Origin of the sequence: Pseudomonas oryzihabitans (assembly GCF_007665395.1) — a bacterium.
GTDB classification, from domain to species: domain Bacteria; phylum Pseudomonadota; class Gammaproteobacteria; order Pseudomonadales; family Pseudomonadaceae; genus Chryseomonas; species Chryseomonas psychrotolerans_C.
The window spans coordinates 37,757-57,111 of the sequence record NZ_VDND01000011.1 but is presented as its reverse complement, the minus strand read 5'-3'; the positions used below and the strand labels follow the sequence as shown (position 1 = coordinate 57,111).

At 67.6% G+C, this 19,355-nt stretch carries 14 protein-coding genes and 2 pseudogenes; 9 read left to right on the top strand and 7 right to left on the bottom strand.

Translation table 11 applies throughout. The annotated features are described in order from the left end of the window. Nucleotides 1-504: 504 nt before the first annotated feature. Nucleotides 505-1,020 (bottom strand): dihydrofolate reductase, encoded by a 516-nt coding sequence (locus FSV73_RS20095; protein WP_145010428.1) that lies wholly within the window; start codon nt 1,018-1,020, stop codon nt 505-507. 81 nt (nt 1,021-1,101) lie between these two features. On the opposite strand from FSV73_RS20095, the gene FSV73_RS20090 reads away from it, so the two are divergent. Together FSV73_RS20090 and FSV73_RS20085 are read left to right on the top strand one after the other, a co-directional pair. Continuing rightward, a complete protein-coding gene (locus FSV73_RS20090) occupies nt 1,102-2,490 on the top strand; it encodes a DUF2868 domain-containing protein (protein WP_145010425.1) in 1,389 nt (462 codons plus the stop codon). Further along, nucleotides 2,487-3,863 carry a GTPase/DUF3482 domain-containing protein gene (locus FSV73_RS20085; RefSeq protein WP_145010422.1) on the top strand — a complete coding sequence of 459 codons (1,377 nt, stop codon included), beginning with the start codon at nt 2,487-2,489 and terminating at the stop codon, nt 3,861-3,863. The genes FSV73_RS20090 and FSV73_RS20085 overlap by 4 nt, the downstream gene beginning before the upstream one ends. Here the strand turns inward: FSV73_RS20085 and FSV73_RS20080 are convergent. From FSV73_RS20080 to FSV73_RS20065, 4 genes are all read right to left on the bottom strand, one after another. Next, entirely contained in the window at nt 3,860-4,753 is an 894-nt protein-coding gene (locus FSV73_RS20080; RefSeq protein ID WP_145010418.1) for a proline iminopeptidase-family hydrolase, read from the bottom strand. The two genes, FSV73_RS20085 and FSV73_RS20080, sit on opposite strands and share 4 nt — an antisense overlap. 668 nt (nt 4,754-5,421) lie before the next feature. Then, nucleotides 5,422-5,583: a DUF2474 domain-containing protein gene (locus FSV73_RS20075; RefSeq protein ID WP_017640936.1), complete on the bottom strand. Its 162-nt coding sequence runs from the start codon at nt 5,581-5,583 to the stop codon at nt 5,422-5,424. Beyond that, on the bottom strand, nt 5,583-6,605 hold the full coding sequence (gene cydB / locus FSV73_RS20070; protein WP_145010416.1) for a cytochrome d ubiquinol oxidase subunit II: 1,023 nt from the start codon (nt 6,603-6,605) through the stop codon (nt 5,583-5,585). Before cydB ends, FSV73_RS20075 begins: the two co-directional genes overlap by 1 nt. Further along, nucleotides 6,602-8,047 (bottom strand): cytochrome ubiquinol oxidase subunit I, encoded by a 1,446-nt coding sequence (locus tag FSV73_RS20065; RefSeq protein WP_145010414.1) that lies wholly within the window; start codon nt 8,045-8,047, stop codon nt 6,602-6,604. The genes cydB and FSV73_RS20065 overlap by 4 nt, the downstream gene beginning before the upstream one ends. A 480-nt stretch (nt 8,048-8,527) precedes the next feature. Between FSV73_RS20065 and FSV73_RS20060 the strand changes: the two genes are divergently transcribed. The 5 genes and pseudogenes from FSV73_RS20060 (at nt 8,528) to FSV73_RS20045 (ending at nt 14,252) form a co-directional block, all read left to right on the top strand. Beyond that, nucleotides 8,528-9,757 carry an MFS transporter gene (locus FSV73_RS20060; RefSeq protein WP_145010411.1) on the top strand — a complete coding sequence of 410 codons (1,230 nt, stop codon included), beginning with the start codon at nt 8,528-8,530 and terminating at the stop codon, nt 9,755-9,757. A 134-nt stretch (nt 9,758-9,891) separates the two neighbouring features. Next, nucleotides 9,892-10,413, top strand: a pseudogene (locus FSV73_RS26225) (MCP four helix bundle domain-containing protein); the annotation flags it as partial. Nucleotides 10,414-11,013: 600 nt separating this feature from the next. Further along, a pseudogene (locus FSV73_RS26220) lies at nt 11,014-11,538 on the top strand (methyl-accepting chemotaxis protein); the annotation flags it as partial. 88 nt (nt 11,539-11,626) lie between these two features. Continuing rightward, nucleotides 11,627-12,430: a glucose 1-dehydrogenase gene (locus FSV73_RS20050; RefSeq protein ID WP_145010408.1), complete on the top strand. Its 804-nt coding sequence runs from the start codon at nt 11,627-11,629 to the stop codon at nt 12,428-12,430. Continuing rightward, entirely contained in the window at nt 12,423-14,252 is a 1,830-nt protein-coding gene (locus FSV73_RS20045) for a glycoside hydrolase family 15 protein (RefSeq protein WP_145010405.1), read from the top strand. Before FSV73_RS20050 ends, FSV73_RS20045 begins: the two co-directional genes overlap by 8 nt. Nucleotides 14,253-15,080: 828 nt before the next feature. On the opposite strand, the gene FSV73_RS20035 is transcribed toward FSV73_RS20045, so the two are convergent. Beyond that, nucleotides 15,081-15,485: a response regulator gene (locus FSV73_RS20035; RefSeq protein ID WP_260856125.1), complete on the bottom strand. Its 405-nt coding sequence runs from the start codon at nt 15,483-15,485 to the stop codon at nt 15,081-15,083. A 249-nt stretch (nt 15,486-15,734) separates the two neighbouring features. On the opposite strand from FSV73_RS20035, the gene betT reads away from it, so the two are divergent. Both betT and FSV73_RS20025 read left to right on the top strand, forming a co-directional pair. Further along, entirely contained in the window at nt 15,735-17,699 is a 1,965-nt protein-coding gene (gene betT / locus FSV73_RS20030) for a choline BCCT transporter BetT (protein WP_145010740.1), read from the top strand. Nucleotides 17,700-17,828: 129 nt separating this feature from the next. After that, nucleotides 17,829-18,899, top strand: coding sequence for an AbrB family transcriptional regulator (locus tag FSV73_RS20025; protein WP_145010402.1), 1,071 nt, complete (start codon nt 17,829-17,831; stop codon nt 18,897-18,899). A gap of 21 nt (nt 18,900-18,920) precedes the next feature. On the opposite strand, the gene FSV73_RS20020 is transcribed toward FSV73_RS20025, so the two are convergent. Further along, the gene (locus tag FSV73_RS20020) at nt 18,921-19,181 is read right to left on the bottom strand and encodes a BTB/POZ domain-containing protein (RefSeq protein WP_145010400.1); all 261 of its coding nucleotides are present in this window, start codon (nt 19,179-19,181) and stop codon (nt 18,921-18,923) included. Between the last annotated feature and the right edge of the window lie 174 nt (nt 19,182-19,355).

Below are 19,355 nucleotides of genomic sequence, written 5' to 3'. Positions count from 1 at the left end.
TTGTTGGGCTTCGCTGCGCTCAGCTCCAATCTACCGATCTGGCGTAGGTTGGGCTGAGACGGCTCCATCGTCGAAGCCCAACATGAGGGAGCCGATCTGGGAGTGTTGGGCTTCGCTGACGCTCAGCGCCAACCTACCGATCTGGCGTAGGTTGGGTTGAGACGGTTCCATCGTCGAAGCCCAACATGAGGAACCCGCCTGGGGATTGTTGGGCTTCGCTGAGCTCAGCGCCAACCTACGGATCTTGCGTAGGTTGGGCCGAGACGGCTCCATCGTCGAAGCCCAACATGAGGAACCCGCCTGGGGATTGTTGGGCTTCGCTGCGCTCAACCCAACCTACGGATCTTGCGTAGGTTGGGCTGAGACGGCCCTATCGTCGAAGCCCAACATGAGGGAGCCGATCCGGGATTGTTGGGCTTCGCTGCGCTCAACCCAACCTACGATAGTTAGAGCCACGCGCCAGGCCGCCAATCGTCGAGGCAGCGCGAGACGCGGAGGCGGCAGCTAGGCCCGCCGCTCCCAGACCTCGCAGGCGTAGGCGGGGCGGTCCTCTTCGGCCGGATGCTCCTGCCGCGAGACCAGTTGCCAGTCACTCTCCTGCCAGTCCGGAAAGAAGACATCCCCCTCCGGCGCCAGGGCGACCCGGGTGAGGTAGAGACGCTGCGCCACCGGCAGGGCCTCGGCGAACAGCTGGGCGCCACCGATCAGCATGATCTCGCTGGCCTCGCGTTCCTCGGCCCAGGCCGCGGCGCGCTCCAGCGCAGTCGCCAGCGAAGCCCTTACCTCGGCACCTTCGGCGTGCAGATCAGTCTGACGGGAGACCACCAGGTTCAGCCGTCCCGGCAGCGGGCGGCCGAGGGAGTCCCAGGTCTTGCGACCCATGACCAGCGGCTTGCCGAGGGTCACGGCCTTGAAATATTTGAGTTCCGCCGGCAGGTGCCAGGGCAGCCGATTGTCGATGCCGATCACGCCGTTGTCGGCCACGGCGACGATCAGGCTCAGGGGAAGAGAGGTTTTCATGGTGACAGAGCATAACAGAGCCGTTAACAGGGCGGGCGCCAGGGACTATCCTCGGCGTTTTTGCCGCAAGGGCGCCGACGCGTGACCGCTACCCCCTCCCCCGCCTTCGAGGATCTCTGGCTGACCGAGGCCCTGCGCCTGACCGAGGAAGACAGTGGCCCCCTGGAAGACGCCGAGGCCAATCGCCAGGCGCGGGCTTCCGGGGGTGCCTTCGAGACGCGCCTGGTGAACCGCGCCCGTCTGCTCGGCCAGCGTGACGGCCTGCTGGCCGCGCGGCGTCGCTGGCGCCAGGGCGCGGTGCTGGCCGCCTGGCTGCTGGCCATAGTGGCACTGTTCTGCGGCGCTGGGCTCGCCGCCGGCGCCCTCGGAGATGGCAGTCGACCGGTCAATGTGTTCTGGGCACTGGGCAGTCTGCTCGGCCTCAATCTGTTCAGCCTGCTGGTCTGGAGCTTCGGGCTCCTGGGCGGCGGGCGGCAGCTGGCCTCGCCACTGGCGCGCCTCTGGCTGTGGCTGTCCGGCCGCCTGGCGCGCGATGCCCGCGCCCTGCACCTGGGCCCAGCGCTGGTCGGCCTGCTCGGCCGCGCGCGGCTGCTGCCCTGGGCCCTGGGCGGCCTGGTACACGGTCTCTGGCTGCTGATCCTCGGCAGCGCCCTGGCCACCCTGCTGGCGCTGCTCTCCGGGCGCAGCTATCTGTTCGTCTGGGAGACCACCCTGCTGGGCAGCGACACCTTCGTGCTCGTCACCCAGGTCCTCGGCGCCCTGCCCCACTGGCTGGGCTTCCCGCTACCCGACCCCGCTAGCATCGCCGCCAGTGGCGATGCCGCCCGCCCGCTGGCCGGGGCGCGCCAGGCCTGGGCCGGCTGGCTGCTGGGGGTGGTGCTGGTCTATGGCCTGCTGCCGCGCCTGCTGTTGACCCTGCTCTGCCTGTGGCGCTGGCAACGTGGCCGCCAGCGCCTGCGCCTGGACGTCGAGCGCCCCGGCTATCTGCGCCTGCGCGAACGCCTGCTGCCCACCAGCGAGCGCCTGGGCGTCAATGACGCCGCCCCCGCCCAGCTGCCGCAGCAGGAGGCCAGTGGCCTGGCCCAGACCGGCGACGAAGCCCTGCTGGTGGGCATCGAACTCACCGACCACACCTGGCCGCCCCCCTTGCCCGCCGGGGTGCGCGACGCGGGGGTGCTCGACGACGGCCAGGGCCGCCGCCATCTGCTGGAGCAACTGACCCGCTATCCGGCCCGCCGCCTGCTCATCGCCTGCGACCCACGCCGCTCGCCCGATCGCGGTACCCTGGCGCTGGTGGCGGAATTGTCGCGCTGCGCCACCGCGACCCGCATCTGGCTGCTTCCTGCGCCCCTGGGCGGCAAGCTCGATCCGGTCCGCCTGGATGACTGGCGTCAGGCGCTGGATGCCCTGCGCCTGACGCATTGCGCGGGTGACCTCGAAGAACTGGCCTGGCTGGAGACGAATCCATGAGCGGCCCCCTGCGCCTGGCGCTGGTCGGTCACACCAATGTCGGCAAGACCTCGCTGCTGCGCACCCTGACGCGAGACGTGGATTTCGGCGAGGTCTCCCATAGACCCAGCACCACCCGCCATGTCGAGGGTGCGCGGTTGTCGGTGGACGGCGAAGCCCTGCTGGAACTCTACGACACCCCCGGCCTGGAAGACGCCATCGCCCTGCGCGACTACCTGGAACAACTCGAACGCCCCGGCGAACGCCTGGACGCCGCCACCCTGCTCGACCGTTTTCTCGACAGCGTGGAAGCCCGCCAGAGATTCGAGCAGGAAGCCAAGGTGATCCGCCAGCTGCGGTCCTCAGACGCGGGTCTCTATGTGATCGATGCCCGCGAGCCGGTACTGGCCAAGTACCGCGACGAACTGGCGGTGCTGTCCGGCTGCGGGCGACCGCTGGTGCCGGTGCTCAACTTCGTCGCCGCCGAGGGCCACCGCGCCGACGACTGGCGCGCCACCCTGGCCCGCCTCGGCCTGCACGCCCTGGTGCGTTTCGACAGCGTCGCGCCGCCGGCGGATGGCGAGGCGCGGCTCTACGAAAGCCTGGGCACCCTGCTGGAAAGCGGCCGCCCGGCGCTGCAGCGCCTGCTCGCCGATCACGCCGAGCAGGCCCGCCGTCGCCATCACGAAGGCGTCCGCCTGATCGCCGAACTGCTGGTGGACGCCGCCGCCGCCCGCCGCAGCGTGGCGCCCGGCGACGCCGAGGTGAGCACGGCCACCGCCGAGTTGCGCGACGCCCTGCGCACGCGCGAGCAGCGCTGCGTGGAGGAGTTACTGCGGCTGTTCGGCTTTCGCCCGGGCGATGCCCAGGCCAGCGACCTGCCGCTGCTGGATGGCCGCTGGGGCGACGATCTGTTCAACCCGGAGACCCTGCGCCTGCTGGGCATTCGCCTGGGTGGCGGGGTGGCGGCCGGTGCGGCCGCGGGGGTCGGTCTCGACCTGCTCGCCGGCGGCCTGACGCTGGGCGCCGCCACGGTGCTGGGCGCCCTGGCCGGCGGCCTGGCGCAAACCGGCGGGCACTACGGCAAACGGCTGTTCGGCAAGTTGCGCGGTGGCCGGGAGCTGTCCATCGACGACGCCGTGCTGCGGCTCTTGGCCGTGCGCCAACGCCAGTTGCTGGCCGCCCTGGAAGCCCGCGGCCATGCCGCCCAAGGCGCCATCGAGGTCGCGGCGCCGGACGAGCGCCGCTGGCGCGAAGGCAAGCTGCCGCCCGCCGTCCAGGTGGCCCGCGCCCACCCGGAATGGTCGGCGCTCAATCCCCGTCCGCGCCTGCAGGCCGACGACCGCCAGACCCGTATCGACGAGATCGCCGCGGCGTTGGACGCGGACGCCTAGCCGCGCTCGAGCTCGGCGAGAAAATCTGCCACCGTCGCCATGCAGGCTTCGCGCTCTTCCACGTGGGGCATGTGGCTGGAATCCTCAAAAATACGCCAGCGCACGTCCGGGATGAGTCGGTCGAAGGGCTCCACGCAGGCCGGCGTGGCCTCGTCATGGCGCCCGGAGATCAGCAGCGTGGGGACCTGGATCCGCTCCAGGCGGTCGATCACGCTCCAATCCTTGAGACTGCCGATCACGTGGAATTCGGTGGGTCCATTCATGGCGTGATACACCGTGGGATCGTCCTCGATGGCGGCGAAGGTCCGCGCCACCTCGGCCGGCAGCGGTTGCACCCGGCAGACATGGCGGGCATAGAAGACCTCGCTGGCGGCGCGGTATTCGGGTGAGTCGGTGGTGCCGGCAGCCTCGTGCCGATCGAGCGTCGCCTGGACTTCGGCGGGCAGCTCGGCGCGCAGTCCTGCCGCAGCCTCCCGCCACAGCGCCATGGAGGCCGGGGAATTGGCGATGATCAGCCCGCGCAGTCCCTCGGGTCGGCGTACCCCATGCTCGGCGGCCAGCATCCCGCCCCAAGACTGGCCGAGCAGCCCGTACTGGGTGATGCCTAGGTGCCGTAGCAGGTGGCTCAGCTCGTCGAGGAACAGTTCGACCGTCCAGAAGCCTGGGTCGATGCCGCGCAGATGGGTGGAGCGGCCATTGCCGAGCTGATCGTAATGCACCACCGGCCAGCCGTGCTCGGCCAGGTCCTTGAAACTGTCGACGTAGTCGTGCGTACAACCGGGGCCGCCATGGGCCACCACCAGCGGCAATCGCCCGCTGCCCAGGTCACCGGTGACCCGGTACCAGGTCTGATAGCCCTGGAAATCGGCGTAGCCTTCGCGAACCTGCATGGATGCCTTCCTCGTTGCCATGGGAATGAGGTCAGGCTAGCGGGAGGGTGGCAGGGGGATAACTGGGAAAAGTTGTAGGTTTGGGGGTAGCTGATTCAGGGAACTAACGAATCCCTAACGCCAGATCCACCTTCTTCACGCTGGACAGCTCCCTCTCCCGCTTGCGGGGGAGGGTTGGGGTGGGGGCTTGTTTGCCAAGCTGATTCGTAATGTATTCAGACACTCTTCGTTCCGCCCCCGCCGGGCGGGTCACTTTTGCCAGTCGCGGCTGCGCACCCCGGACAAAAGTAACCAAAAACGCTTGCCCCGACTGGCCGGTCCTGCGCCTTGCGCAGGATACCCTCACGTCAGCGCCGCTCCAGCGGGCCGGGGCCGAAGGGCCGTCCTGGCCCTCGGCCCCTTTCGCGGCATCCATGCCGCTCACCCACTTCCTCGACGCTGCCGTACGGCCGGCCAAACGGGGCACTGGGGTGCCGGCGGAAAGTTGAGCGTTATTCAGGCGGTTTCAGGACTTTGGCTAACGCTTGCTACTTGCCACCCCCACCCCAGCCCTCCCCCGCAAGCGGGAGAAGGGGTAATCCGGTGTGAGGGATAAGCCTCCTACGCAAGGGCAAACCCCACGTAGGGTGGATGACGGCGTAGCCTCATCCACCGAAACACCCGAGGGGTCAGTGCGACTTGAGCCCCGCCGCCGTCAGCACCAGGCGCAGCACCCAGGCCACCACGCCCAGCGCCACCAGGCTGCAGGCCCAGATGCCGGCCATCCAGGCCAGCCGCTGCCAGAGCGGCTTGTTGTCCGCGGGATTGGGTTCGCGCGAGCGGCCGACCATCAGTGGTAGCCCTCCCCCGCGCGGACCTTGCCGCGGAACACGTAGTAGCCCCAGAAGGTGTACATCAGGGTGATGGGGATGATGAACAGGGTGCCGATGAGCAGGAACAGCTGGCTCTGCGGCGGCGACGAGGCCTCCCAGATGGAGACCGCCGGCGGGATGATGTTCGGCCAGAGGCTGATGCCCAGGCCGCTGTAGCCGAGGAAGATCAGCGCCAGGGTCAGCAGGAAGGGCGCATGGTGCGAATCCTCGCGCAGGATGGCGCGCAGCAGGGCCAGGGTCACCACGCCCACTAGGATGGGCACCGGCAGGAACCAGAACAGGTTGGGCATGCTGAACCAGCGGGCGGAGATGGCCGCCTGGCTCAGTGGCGTCCAGATGCTCACCACGGCGGTGAAGGCCAGCAGCAGAAACAGCAGCGGCTTGGTCAGGCGGCGCATGGTGACCTGCAGCGGGCCCTCGGTCTTCATGATCAGCCAGGTGCTGCCGAGCAGCGCGTAGGCGGCGATCACGCCCAGGCCGCAGAACACCGAGAAGGGCGTCAGCCAGTCCAGCGGGCCGCCGACGTACTGGCGATTCTCCACCTGGAAACCCTCGATGAAGGCGCCCAGGGCGACGCCCTGGCAGAAGCTGGCCAGCAGCGAGCCGAAGATGAAGGACTTGTCCCACAGGGCTTCCTTGCCTTCCTGGACCTTGAAGCGGAACTCGAAGGCCACGCCACGGAAGATCAGGCCGATCAGCATGAAGATCAGCGGCAGGTAGAGCGCCGGCAGGATCACCGCGTAGGCCAGCGGGAAGGCGCCATAGAGCCCCGCCCCGCCAAGCACCAGCCAGGTCTCGTTGCCGTCCCAGATGGGCGCCACGGTGTTCATCATGACGTCGCGCTCTTCCTTGCCCTTGACGAAAGGGAAGAGGATGCCGATGCCCAGGTCGAAGCCGTCCATGACCACGTACATCATGAGGCCGAAGATGATGATGATCGCCCAGATCAGCGGGAGGTCGATGCCAGGGATGCCGTTCATGTGCGGTCTCCGGTCAGCTGGTCTTTGGGATTGTCTTCTTCCAGGCCGCCATCGGCGCCGGACAGCGGACGCTTGGGATGCCGATCGGTGCCCGGGCCGCCGGAGGTGGGCAGGTCGCCTTCACCGGTGTGCGGACCCTTGCCGATCATGCGCAGGGCATAGAGGGTGCCGATGCCGAACACGGCGAAGTAGACCACCACGAAGGCCACCAGGGTGATGCTCAGCTGGGTGACGCTGTGGTTGGACACCCCGTCCTTGGTGCGCAGCAGGCCGTAGACGATCCACGGCTGGCGGCCCACCTCGGTGGTGAACCAGCCGGCCAGCAAGGCGATCAGGCCCACCGGGCCCATGCAGGTGACCAGGCGCAGGAAGCCACGGGTCTCGAACAGCTTGCCGCGCCAGCGCAGCCAGGCGCTCCAGAGGCCGGCGGCGATCATCAGCAGGCCCAGGGCGACCATGATGCGGAAGGACCAGAACACCACGTAGGCCGGCGGCCGGTCTTCCTTGGGGAAGTCCTTGAGCGCCGGGATCGGCTCGGTGAGGCTGTGCTTGAGGATCAGGCTGCCGAGCACCGGGATCTCGACCTTGAAGCGGGTTTCCTCGCGCTCCATGTCCGGCCAGCCGAACAGGATAAGCGGGGTCGCTTCGCCAGGCGGATTCTCCCAGTGGCCTTCCATGGCGGCGATCTTCGCCGGCTGGTGCTCCAGGGTGTTGAGGCCGTGGGCGTCCCCGACCATGGCCTGGATCGGCGCCACCAGCAGGGCCATCCACATGGCCATGGAGAACATCTTGCGTACCGCCGGATTATCGTTGCCGCGCAGCAGGTGCCAGGCCGCCGAGGCGCCGACCAGGAAGGCCACCGACAGGTAGGCGGCGATGGTCATGTGCGCCCAGCGGAAGGGGAAGGACGGGTTGAAGATCACCGCCAGCCAGTCCACCGGGACGATGCGGCCGTCGACGATCTCGTAGCCGCTCGGCGTGTGCATCCAGCTGTTGGAGGCTAGGATCCAGAAGGTCGACATCAGGGTGCCGATGGCCACCATGACCGTCGAGAAGAAGTGCAGGCCACGGCCGACGCGATTCCAGCCGAACAGCATGACGCCGAGGAAGCCGGCCTCGATGAAGAAGGCGGTGAGCACCTCGTAGGTGAGCAGCGGACCGGTCACGGCGCCGGCGAAGTCGGCGAAGCCGCTCCAGTTGGTGCCGAACTCGTAGGCCATCACCAGGCCGGACACCACGCCCATGCCGAAGAAGATCGCGAAGATCTTCAGCCAGAAGTGATACAGATCCTTGTAGACGTGGTTGTCGGTCTTCAGCCACAGCCCTTCGAGCACGGCGAGAAAGCTCGCGGTACCGATGGACAGCGCCGGGAAGACGATGTGGAAGGACACGGTGAAGGCGAACTGGATCCGGGCGAGATCCAGGGCTTCGAGGCCGAACATAGCTTTTCCTCTCAGGCACGCCGGCCATCGAGGGTAGCCGGTCGAGTTGGACGCTGACCGAGGTTCGAGCCCCGCCGCGCGAGGACGGTTCTAGCGCAGCGCCGAAAAAACAGCGGTGACTAGTCCATCCAGCCTGTCGAAGGACTGACGCGGATCAACGTCAGGCTTTAGAGTAGTCCTCCTGGACACGTTTGCTTACGTGGTTCGATGTCGCATTGGGCAGGCTGTCGCACCCCTGGGGTACCCGCGGTGCTCGCGACGACGCCCCCTGGACAGCGCTGGTTTCCCGCGGGCCAGAGCAGCCGGGCGACAGCGGCCACCTGGTCCTGGCCCGCTGCTGGAGGTCGTGCCAGCTGCCGCAGCGCCCTGCCGGAAGCGCAGCTGTCGCGTTTTCCGTGCAGGCTCCATGCCCCTCGAACTTGTCCGACGATTTGCCTTCCGGTGGCTTAAGATGCCACCTCTGCCCTTCGAGCCCTAGCCATGTCCGGCGATACCCTGCAGTTGCGTCACCACCGTCCCTTCGTCGCCTTCTGGTTCGCCCGCATCTGCACCGCCGGCAGCTTCCAGATGCTCACCGTCGCCATCGGCTGGCACCTCTACTCCCTCACCGGCAACGTGCTCGACCTCGGCCTGGTGGGCCTGGTGGAATTCCTGCCGCGGGTGCTGTTCATGCTGCACACCGGCCATGTCGCCGACCGCTACGACCGGCGCCGGGTCGCCGCGCTCTGCCAGACCGGCCAGGGATTGATCGCCCTGGTGCTGCTGGTGGGCAGCCTGAACCAGGCGGTGACCCGCGAGCTGATCTTCATCCTGGCCTTCTGCCTGGGCACCGCGCGCGCCTTCGAGCAGCCCACCACCCAGGCGCTGCTGCCCAACATCGTGCCACCGGCGATCTTTCCCCGTGCCATCGCCGCGGCGGCCTCGGCCATGCAGGGCGCCACCATCATCGCGCCCGCGCTGGGTGGCCTGCTCTATGCCCTGGGCGCCGCCTGGGTCTATGGCCCGGCGGTGCTGTTCTACGGCATCGCCGTCCTGCTGGTCTCCAGCCTGCCGGCGCGGCAGACGCCCAGCCAGAAGGAAAAGCCGACCCTGGACAACCTGCTGGCCGGCATCCGCTTCATCAAGAGTCGCCCGGACGTCCTCGGCGCCATCTCCCTGGACCTCTTCGCCGTGCTGCTGGGGGGCGCCACCGCCCTGCTGCCGGTGTTCGCCGCCGACATCCTGCTCACCGGCCCCTGGGGCCTGGGCCTGCTGCGCTCGGCGCCAGCGGTGGGCGCCCTGGGCATGTCCTTCCTGCTCGCCTACGTCAGCCTGAACCGGCACGTGGGCCGCATCATGTTCGGCGCCGTGGGAGTGTTCGGCGTGGCCACCATCGCCTTCGGCCTCTCCACCTCGCTGTGGTTCTCGCTGGTCACCCTGGTGGTCCTGGGCGCCGCCGACATGATCAGCGTGGTGATCCGCACCTCCTTCGTCCAGCTGGAGACGCCCGACGCCATGCGCGGCCGGGTCAGCGCGGTCAACGGCCTGTTCATCGGCGCCTCCAACCAGCTCGGCGAATTCGAGTCCGGGGTCACGGCGCACTTCTTCGGCACGGTGCCGGCGGTGGTGCTGGGCGGCCTCGGTACCCTGGTGATCACCGGGGTGTGGATGAAGCTGTTCCCCGGCCTCGCCCATCGCGATCGGTTGCAGGAGCCGCGGAGCGACGGCTGAACCGCGGCCGGCCTCCGGCAGCAAGGGTCACTCGTCCCGGCCGGATGACCGCTCGGCCCGGGAAATACTTATCGCGAGAATCTTCATCGCAAAATGTGATCCTTGTCACATCCTGAACGCGATTCGAGGTTTTCATGCGTACCCCCCTCTCCATGGCCGCCCGCCTGGGCCTGGGCTTTGGCCTGATCCTGGTCCTGATGCTGCTGATCACCCTGGTAGGTGTCCAGCGCGTCGGTGTCATCGACGACACCCTGACCTCGGTCAGCCAGGGCGCCAGCGTCAAGCAGCGCTATGCCATCAACTTCCGCGGCAGCGTGCACGACCGCGCCATCGCCATCCGCGATACCGTGCTGATCCATGACGCCCAGCCGCTGGCCACTCGCCTGGCCGACATCGATCGGCTCAAGGCCTTCTATCGCCAGTCCGCCGAGCCGATGGACCAGTTGTTCGCCAGCCAGGGCGCGACCGCCGAGGAGCAGCGCCTGCTCGCCGCCATCAAGGACATCGAGGGTACCGCCCTGCCGCTGACCGAGCGCCTGCTGCAGCTGCGCCAGGCCGGCGACTTCGAAGGCGCCCGGGTGTTCCTGCTCGAGCGCGTCTCGCCGGCCTACGTCGAATGGCTCAAGCGCATCAACGCCCTGATCGATCACGAGGAAGCCATCGCCAGCGGCCATCTCGCCGACGTCCGGGGCATCGCCGGTGGCTTCCGCTGGCTGATGCTGATGACCTGCGCCATCGCCCTGCTGCTGAGCGTGACCGTCTCGCTGCTGATCATTCGCCAAATGGGCGCCACCCTGGGCGGTGAACCCCATGCCGTGGCCGCCGCCATCCGCCGGTTGGCGGAAGGTCGGCTGGACGAGCGCCCCGCCACTCGCCACCCGGCGAGCGTCATGGGCACCCTGGGCAGCGCCACCGCCCACCTGGGCGAGACCATCGTCCAGGTCCGCGGCACCGCCACCTCGGTCGCCGCGGCCGCGGCCCAGCTGCAGAGCACCGCCCAGGCCAACCAGCGGCAGACCGATGTGCAGTCCAACCAGGCCCAGCACATGGCCGCGGCGGTCACCGAGCTGGCGGCCACCATCGGCGAGGTCGCCGGCTATGCCGCCCAGGCAGCCCAGGCCACCGGCAATGCCAGTGCCCAGGTCGATAGCGGCAACCGCCTGGTGGCCAGCTCCGGCCAGGCCATCGGCCAGCTGGTGCAGGCCCTGGAACAGGCCAGCGTCACGGTGCAGCAGGTGTCCAGCGACAGTGCCAGCATCGAGAACATCGTCGCCGTCATCAACGGCATCGCCGAGCAGACCAACCTGCTGGCGCTGAACGCCGCCATCGAGGCCGCGCGCGCGGGTGAGCAGGGCCGTGGCTTCGCCGTGGTGGCCGACGAGGTGCGTTCCCTGGCGACCCGTACCCAGGAATCGACCCGGCAGATCCGCGACATGATCGCCACCCTCCAGCAAGGTGCCAGTCGCGCCTCCGCGCAGATGGAGGAGAGCCGCGGCCAGGCCCATGAAACCGCTGCCCTGACCCAGCGGGCGGTCGAGGCGCTGGTCGCCATCCAGGCCGACGTCGGCTCGGTCAACGCCATGAACGCCCAGATCGCCACCGCGGCGGCCCAGCAGAGCGCCGTGGCCGAGGAGGTCAACGAGAACATCAACCGCATCCACACCGCCACCCTGGAAACCGCCAACGGGTCGCAGCAGATCGCCGGGGCCAGCCGCCAACTGGCGGAGCTGGCCGAGGACCTGGAGCGCCGCATGAGCCTGTTCCGCACCGCCAGCGCCTGAACATCCGGCAACGCGCTCAGGCTGAACCTAGAGCCGAGCGCGACGGTCAGCAGTCAGACACCTTTTCCGCTTCCGCGAGGAGTCCGACATGCAGCTTTCCCTCAACGGCCAGGTCGCCCTGGTCACCGGCGGCAGTTCCGGTATCGGAGCCGCCGTCGCCGAAGCCCTGGCCAAGGCCGGGGCAGCCGTCGCCATCAACTACCACTCCCATGGCGAGCCCGCCGAGGAACTGGCCAAGCGCATCCAGGACGCCGGCGGCCGCGCCATCGCCGTGGGCGGTGACGTCGGCGACGAGGCCGCGGTGCAGGCCCTGTTCGAGCGCACCCTGGAGGCCTTCGGCCGGCTGGACATCCTGGTGGCCAACTCCGGCCTGCAGAAGGACGCGGCGGTCGCCGAGATGTCGCTCAAGGACTGGAACACCGTCATCAATACCAACCTCACCGGCCAGTTCCTCTGCGCCCAGGCGGCCATCCGCCAGTTCCGCCAGCAGGGCCGCGATGAAAAGATCTCCCGCGCCCTGGGCAAGATCATCCACATGAGCTCGGTGCACGAGGTCATCCCCTGGGCCGGCCACGTCAACTACGCCGCCTCCAAGGGCGGGATCTACATGCTCATGCGCAGCCTGGCCCAGGAGGTGGCGGCCGAGGGCATCCGCATCAACAGCATCGCCCCGGGCGCCATCGCCACCGCCATCAACGAAGACGTGACCGGCGACGAGGACAAGGCCCGCGAACTGCTCAAGCTGATCCCCTACAAGCGCGTCGGCCACGTGGAAGACATCGGCAACGCAGCGGTCTTCCTCGCCAGCGACCTGGCCGACTACATCGTCGGCACCACCCTCTTCGTCGACGGCGGCATGTGCCTCTATCCGGGGTTCGAAGACAATGGCTGATTCCACCTCGGTACACGCCCGCCGCAGCATCGGCGCCCATGGTGTCATCGGCGACCTGCGCACCTGCGCCCTGGTCGCCACCGATGGCACCATCGACCACTTCTGCTGGCCGAACCTGGACAGCCCCTCGGTGTTCGCCGCCCTGCTGGACTCGGAAAAGGCCGGTTATTTCAGCCTAGCGCCGGTCTGGGACGACGCCCGCGAGCAACAGCTCTACCTGCCGGATACCAACATCCTGCAGACCCGCTGGCTGTCGGCGGCAGGCGTCGCCGAGGTCACCGACCTGATGCCGGTCTGCAGCGCCGAGGACACCAAACCACGGATCGTCCGCCGGGTGCAGATGGTCGCCGGCAGCGGCCGTATCCGCCTGCATTGTGCCCCGGCCCACGACTACGCCCGGGCCACCACCCGCGCCCGGCGGCTGGACGACGGCGCCCTGTTCGAAGCCGAGGGCCAGCCCAGCCTGCGCCTGGCCTCGCCAGTGCCACTGGAGGTAGCAGGCAACGCCGCCTACGCCGAATTCGACCTGCAGCAGGGCGATACCTTGGATTTCGTCTTCGGCTGCGCCGAGGACGAGAAGGTGACGGCCGGCGACAGCGACCTCTGCTTCCAGGAGACGCTGGCCTACTGGACCCGCTGGACCGCCCGGAGCCACTACCAGGGCCGCTGGCGCGAGATGGTCACCCGCTCCGCCCTGGCACTGAAGCTGCTGACCTCCTGCAAGCACGGCTCCATCGCCGCGGCCGCCACCTTCAGCCTGCCCGAAGCCCTGGGTGGGGAGCGCAACTGGGACTATCGCGCCTCCTGGATCCGCGATTCCTCCTTCACCGTCTATGCCTTCATGCGCCTGGGCTATACCGAGGAAGCCAAGGACTTCATCCACTGGGTCGGCCGCTGCATGCAGAACAGCCATAACGAGCCGGAGCGGTTGCAGATCATGTATCGCCTCGACGGCGGCCTGGAGCTGCCCGAGGAGACCCTCGACCACCTCGCCGGCTACGCCGACTCCAGTCCGGTGCGCATCGGCAACGAGGCTTACAAGCAGACCCAGCTGGACATCTATGGCGAGTTGATGGACGCCGTCTACCTGTCCAACAAGTACGGCGAAGCCATCTCCCACGAGGGCTGGCGCCACGTGGTACGGATGATCGACCACGTCTGCGAGGTCTGGGATACCCCGGACGCCGGCATCTGGGAAATGCGCGGCGAACCCGAGCACTTCCTGCACTCACGCCTGATGTGCTGGGTGGCCATCGACCGGGCGCTGCGCCTGGCGGTCAAGCGCTCGCTGCCGATGCCCTATGAACGCTGGTACGCGGCGCGCTCGGCGATCCAGGACGACATCTGGGACAACTTCTGGAGTGCCGAACTGGGCCACTTCACCGCCACCCGCCAGGGCAAGAGCCTGGACGCGGCCATGCTGCTGATGCCGCTGGTGCGTTTCGTCAGCGCCACCGACCCCCAGTGGCTGGCGACCCTCGACGCCATCAAGGAGCACCTGACCTACGACGGCATGATCCGCCGCTATGACCCCGCGGACACCCCGGCGGACAACCTCGACGGCGAAGAAGGCGCCTTCGTCGCCTGTTCCTTCTGGTACGTCGAATGCCTGGCCCGCGCCGGACGGGTGGACGAGGCGCACCTGGAGTTCGAGAAATTGCTCGGCTATGCCAATCCCCTGGGGCTCTACGCGGAAGAACTGGACAAGCGCGGCTATCCCCTGGGCAACGTCCCCCAGGCGCTCTCGCACCTGGCACTGATCAGCGCGGCCTTCTTCCTGGACCGCCGACTCAGCGGCAAGGATCCGCAGTGGCAGCCGTAGCCTGACCCGCATCGCGGCCGCCGATGCGGCCACTCCCATGGATGACGACCCGACAGCCAATCGTGATCGTGCCCAGATGGATGAAGCCGAAGATCTGCGCGAATTGCCCCCTCTCCCTCTGGGAGAGGGTTGGGGTGAGGGTACAGCGTGCTACGAAGCCACACGTGGAAAAGACCATGCCGTTTTTCCCGCTAGGACGCTGATCGGCACGGCCTCTTTCCTGAACCGCCGACCCAGCGGCAAGGATTCGCCGTGGCAGTCGTAGCGAATAGCAACGGTAGGTTGGGCTGAGCCGGCTGCATCGTCGAAGCCCAACGAGGCGGAGTTGATCGTAACCCTGCCTCGTTGGACCTCATTCGCCCGTAGGCCTCGGTGTTAGCGCCCGTATCTTTTGTTGCCACCGGCGGTAATGCAGTAGCGCCCGCCGCGAGGCCCGATACAGACATTGCCGCCACTGCAGGAGCAATCGTCGGATGTGGAAGATGAGTTGGAATAGCTACGCCCACTAGACGAGCGCCGACTACTGCCCGAACGCCCCCGGGCTTCCTGCCAGGCGTTGGCTTGACTGACCGTATCGGCGAAAGGCGTTGGAATGCGCCCTCCTCGCTGGTTAGCCAGCGCAGGGACTTGCTTCGCCTTGTCCAAGACCAACGCATCAGCGTGTTCGGTCATGACAAGGCCAAGGGCAACAAAAAGCAGTCCCAGTGTCCGTTTGTTCATGCAGCGTCCCTGTGCAAATAAAATAAAGGCACAGGCTAACGTCTCGTTCGATAAGGCCCAACGACCCATGGATCGGAGGTCAAAAGAGCGGGCGCTGTGGACGAAGACTCACGCCACCCGACTCTGCCCCAGCGCCTCGTTGACGCAGTTGGCCATGTCGTCGATATGCCAGGGTTTGGGCATGAAGCGGGTACGACCGGCTCCACGGGGCACCGCCAGGCGATCGCCCGAGGTGAGGATGACCGGGATGTGCGGCCAGCGCTGGGAGACCAGTTGCGCCAGCGCCTCGCCGTCCAGGCGTCCCGGCATGCGGACGTCGGTGAAGAGTACGTCGATCCGGGCACCGGTCTGTTCCAGATAGCTCAGCGCGGCGTCGGCGGTCGACACCGCCACCACCTGCAGGTCCACCAGGGACTCCAGGGCTTCGGTGGCCAGTTCTCGCAGCAACGGCTCATCCTCCACCAAAAGCAGCAGAGGTCGATAGGAGCCGAGGGGAGAAGATGCCTGATTCATACCCAACAGACTTTGCCGGAGGGTCGCGGTTCTGACCGCCTGGCCTGTGCACGACGAAAGTCGACCACCGGCATGGGCAAACCCTCTGGACGGCAACTTTCCAGGCCTCGCCCACTCGAAGCGTTCACCTCAGGGGTCGCCTGTGGTATTCTTTTTTAATCGAACGATCAATAAAAAAAGAATTTCCTCCCTTTCGTCAGCTCGCAAGGAGTCCTCATGAGTGCGACGCCCTCATCCGGCACCGTACGGCTGAATCCCCCCGCCTTCTATTGCGCGGCCGCGGTGATCCTGCTGTTTTCTCTGATCGTCATCGGTCGTCCCGACCAGGCGGGAGCCTGGCTGCTGCAGGCCCAGACCTGGGCCGCCAATACCGTCGGCTGGTACTACCTGCTGGCCATGACGCTCTATCTGGTGTTCGTGGTGGTCACCGCCCTGTCCGGCTACGGCAAGATCAAGCTCGGTGCCGACCACGACCAACCCGAATTCAGTTACCTGTCCTGGGCCGGCATGCTGTTCGCCGCCGGCATCAGCATCACCCTGTTCTTCTTCTGCGTCTCCGAACCCCTCACCCACTTCGCCCAGCCGCCGACCGGTGAAGGGGGCACGCCGGCCGCCGCCCGCCAGGCGATGCAGATCCTCTTCCTGCACTGGGGCCTGCACGGCTGGGGCGTGTTCGCCCTGGTAGCCATGGCGCTGGCCTACTTCGCCTATCGCCACAACCTGCCACTGGCGCTACGCTCGGCGCTCTATCCGCTGATCGGCAAGCGCATCAACGGCCCCATCGGCCACGCCGTGGACGCCTTCGGCATCATCGCCACCATCTTCGGCCTGGGCGCCGACCTGGGCTTCGGCGTGCTGCATCTCAACGCCGGACTCGACTACCTGTTCGGCATCAGCCACAGCCACTGGGTGCAACTGATCCTCATCGTGCTGATGATGGGCGCGGCCATCGCCGTGGCCGTCTCCGGCGTCGACAAGGGCGTGCGCATCATGTCCGACATCAACATGGTGCTGGCCGTGGCCCTGCTGCTGTTCGTGCTGTTCGCCGGCCCCACCCAGCACCTGCTCAACACCCTGATCCAGAACATCGGCGACTACCTCTCGGCCTTGCCGGGCAAGAGCTTCGACCTCTATGCCTACGACGAGCCCTCCGACTGGCTCGGTGGCTGGACGGTGTTCTACTGGGCCTGGTGGATCGCCTGGGCGCCCTTCGTCGGGCTGTTCATCGCGCGCATCTCCCGCGGCCGCACCATCCGCGAATTCGTCTTCGGCGTGCTGTTCATCCCGCTGGGCTTCACCCTGGCCTGGCTGTCGATCTTCGGCAACAGCGCCCTGGAGCTGGTCATCGGCCAGGGCATGACCGGCCTGGCACAGACGGCCCTCACCGATCCGGCGATGGCCTTCTACCAGGTGCTGGAAACCTATCCGGCCAGCCGCGTGGTGATCAGCGTGGCCGTGCTGGTGAGCTTCGTCTTCTTCGTCACCTCGGCCGATTCGGGCACCGTGGTGCTCTCCACCCTGTCGTCCACCGGTGGCGAGGCGGACGAGGACGGTCCCAAGTGGCTGCGGGTGTTCTGGGGCGCCGCCGTGGCGGTGGTCACCGGCGGCCTGCTGTTCGCCGGCAGCATGGATGCGCTGAAGTCGGCGGTGGTGCTGACCTCGCTGCCCTTCTCGGTGGTGGTGCTCTTGATGATGTGGGGCCTGCACAAGGCGTTGCACCTGGAGACCCAGCGTCAGCGCGCGCGACTGCACTCCCTCGCCCCGGTGGCGACCAACGGCAAGGCCCGCCACGGCGGCTGGCGCCAGCGCCTGGCCCAGGCGGTGTATTTCCCCTCGCGGGACGAGGTGTACCGCTTCATGGACAGCACCGTGCGGCCGGCGATGGAGGAGATGGTCGAGGTGTTCCGCGAGAAGGGGCTGGTGGTGGACACCCAGTTCGACGCCACCAATGCCAACCTGCAACTGATCATCGGCCATGGCGAGGAGCACCCCTTCGTCTACCAGGTGATCATGCAGGGCTACTTCACCCCCTCCTTCGCCCGCGCCGGCATGGGCGGCCTGCACCTGAAGAATCGCCGCTACTACCGCGCCGAGGTCCATCTCACCGAGGGTAGCCAGGACTACGACCTGGTGGGCTACAACCGCGAGCAGATCCTCAACGACATGCTCGACCAGTACGAGCGACACCTGCAATTCCTGCACCTGGTGCGCTAAAAGGATGGTTTTTTCCTTGACCGAAAGGCCATCGAAAGCCACGAACGTCGTATAATCGCTCCCAGGGCCGGCCCGCGCCGGTCCTGGGGTCGGTACGCCTCGCCGGTCCCTCGCCGTTCGGAGACCCTCTTGTCCGCCCCCGCTACCCCTGCACCCCATTCACCGCTGCTGCAATGGCTCGCCCTGATCCTCTGCTCTGCCCTGGTCGGCGGCGTGCTGAGTTGGCTGCAGGTGCCCGCCGCGCTCTTTCTCGGTCCCATGCTCACGGCCATCGCCTTTGGCGTCGGCGGTGCCAGCATCCGCCTGCCGAAGCGCCTGTTCCAGTCCGGCCAGGGCGTGGTGGGCTGCCTGATCGCCCATGCCATGACCGCGGCGGTGCTGCTGACCGTGGCCGAGCATTGGCCGGTGATGCTGCTGGCGACCGTCCTGACCGTCCTGCTCAGCCTGCTCACCGGCGCCCTGCTGGTCCGCTTCGGCGGCCTGCCCGGCAGCACCGCCGCCTGGGGCACCACGCCCGGCGCGGCTGCCGCCATGGTGGCCATGGCCGAGGAATACGGCGCCGATCCGCGCATCGTCGCCACCATGCAATACGTGCGGGTGGTCTGCGTGGTGCTGATCAGTGCCCTGGTCGGGCGCCTGCTCGGCGCCGAAGGCAGCGGTACCGGGCACCAGGCGACGGAGATCAGTCTGAACGGGCACTTCGCGCTCAACCTGCTGCTGACGCTGGCGGTGGCCCTGGCCGGCAGCTGGCTGGGGGGGCGGCTGTTTCCCGCTGGCGCCCTGCTCGTCCCCATTGCCCTGGGCACCCTGCTGCAACTCAATGGCTGGCTGGACATCACCCTGCCCCACGTCCTGCTCGCCGTGGCCTACGGCGCCATGGGCTGCTACGTAGGCCTGCGCTTCGACCGGGCCACGGTCCGCTATGTCTGGCGCGCGCTGCCGAAGATGATCTTCGCCTCGTTGCTGCTGATCGCCCTCTGCGCCCTGTCGGCGCTGTTGATGGCGCGGCTGATGCACGTGGACTTCCTCACCGCCTACCTGGCGACCAGCCCGGGTGGACTGGACTCCATGGCCATCATCGCGGTGGATGCCCACGCCGATGTCGGCCTGGTACTGGCCATGCAGGCGTTGCGCCTGATCGGGGTGGTGCTGACCGGGCCCTTGCTGGCCCGGCAACTGGTGAAACTCGCCCGCACCTAGTGGCCGCTGCGGGCGCGACGGTCAGGCCGAGCGGCGCCGCTCGACCTGGGCGGTGATGTTGTAGCCCTCGGCCGCGTGGCCACGCACCACCACGCGGGCATCGGGGTAGAAACCCTTGAGGCGCTGCTCGAAGAGAAAGTAGATCTCCGCACCGACGCGGATTTCCGCCGGATCGGTCAGGGTCAGAGAAAAATTCCGCACTGGCTCGGCGGCATGCTGCCGCTCGTTCTGCTCGATGCGCTGCATGGCATCTTCGACGATCTGTTCGGCGATCTGCGACATCTGTGACCTCCCGGTCGGCGTTGGCTGGGGCGCCATCCCGGGGGGACGGCTGTTTCGCTAAAGACCGCAGCCGCAGCGGGAGAATTCGTCAGCCGCGCAAGATTCCGACGAAACTGTAGAATCGTCGGACTTTTCTCGCACCCAGGTCCCCGTGGCCGGCGTGCGATCCCCCGT

Coding starts and splice junctions, on each gene's coding strand:
- FSV73_RS20095 (WP_145010428.1), bottom strand. CDS start 1,020: ATGAAAACCTCTCTTCCCCTGAGCCTGATCGTCGCCGTGGCCGACAAC.
- FSV73_RS20085 (WP_145010422.1), top strand. CDS start 2,487: ATGAGCGGCCCCCTGCGCCTGGCGCTGGTCGGTCACACCAATGTCGGC.
- FSV73_RS20080 (WP_145010418.1), bottom strand. CDS start 4,753: ATGCAGGTTCGCGAAGGCTACGCCGATTTCCAGGGCTATCAGACCTGG.
- FSV73_RS20075 (WP_017640936.1), bottom strand. CDS start 5,583: ATGGTCGGCCGCTCGCGCGAACCCAATCCCGCGGACAACAAGCCGCTC.
- cydB (WP_145010416.1), bottom strand. CDS start 6,605: ATGAACGGCATCCCTGGCATCGACCTCCCGCTGATCTGGGCGATCATC.
- FSV73_RS20065 (WP_145010414.1), bottom strand. CDS start 8,047: ATGTTCGGCCTCGAAGCCCTGGATCTCGCCCGGATCCAGTTCGCCTTC.
- FSV73_RS20060 (WP_145010411.1), top strand. CDS start 8,528: ATGTCCGGCGATACCCTGCAGTTGCGTCACCACCGTCCCTTCGTCGCC.
- FSV73_RS20050 (WP_145010408.1), top strand. CDS start 11,627: ATGCAGCTTTCCCTCAACGGCCAGGTCGCCCTGGTCACCGGCGGCAGT.
- FSV73_RS20045 (WP_145010405.1), top strand. CDS start 12,423: ATGGCTGATTCCACCTCGGTACACGCCCGCCGCAGCATCGGCGCCCAT.
- FSV73_RS20035 (WP_260856125.1), bottom strand. CDS start 15,485: ATGAATCAGGCATCTTCTCCCCTCGGCTCCTATCGACCTCTGCTGCTT.
- FSV73_RS20020 (WP_145010400.1), bottom strand. CDS start 19,181: ATGTCGCAGATCGCCGAACAGATCGTCGAAGATGCCATGCAGCGCATC.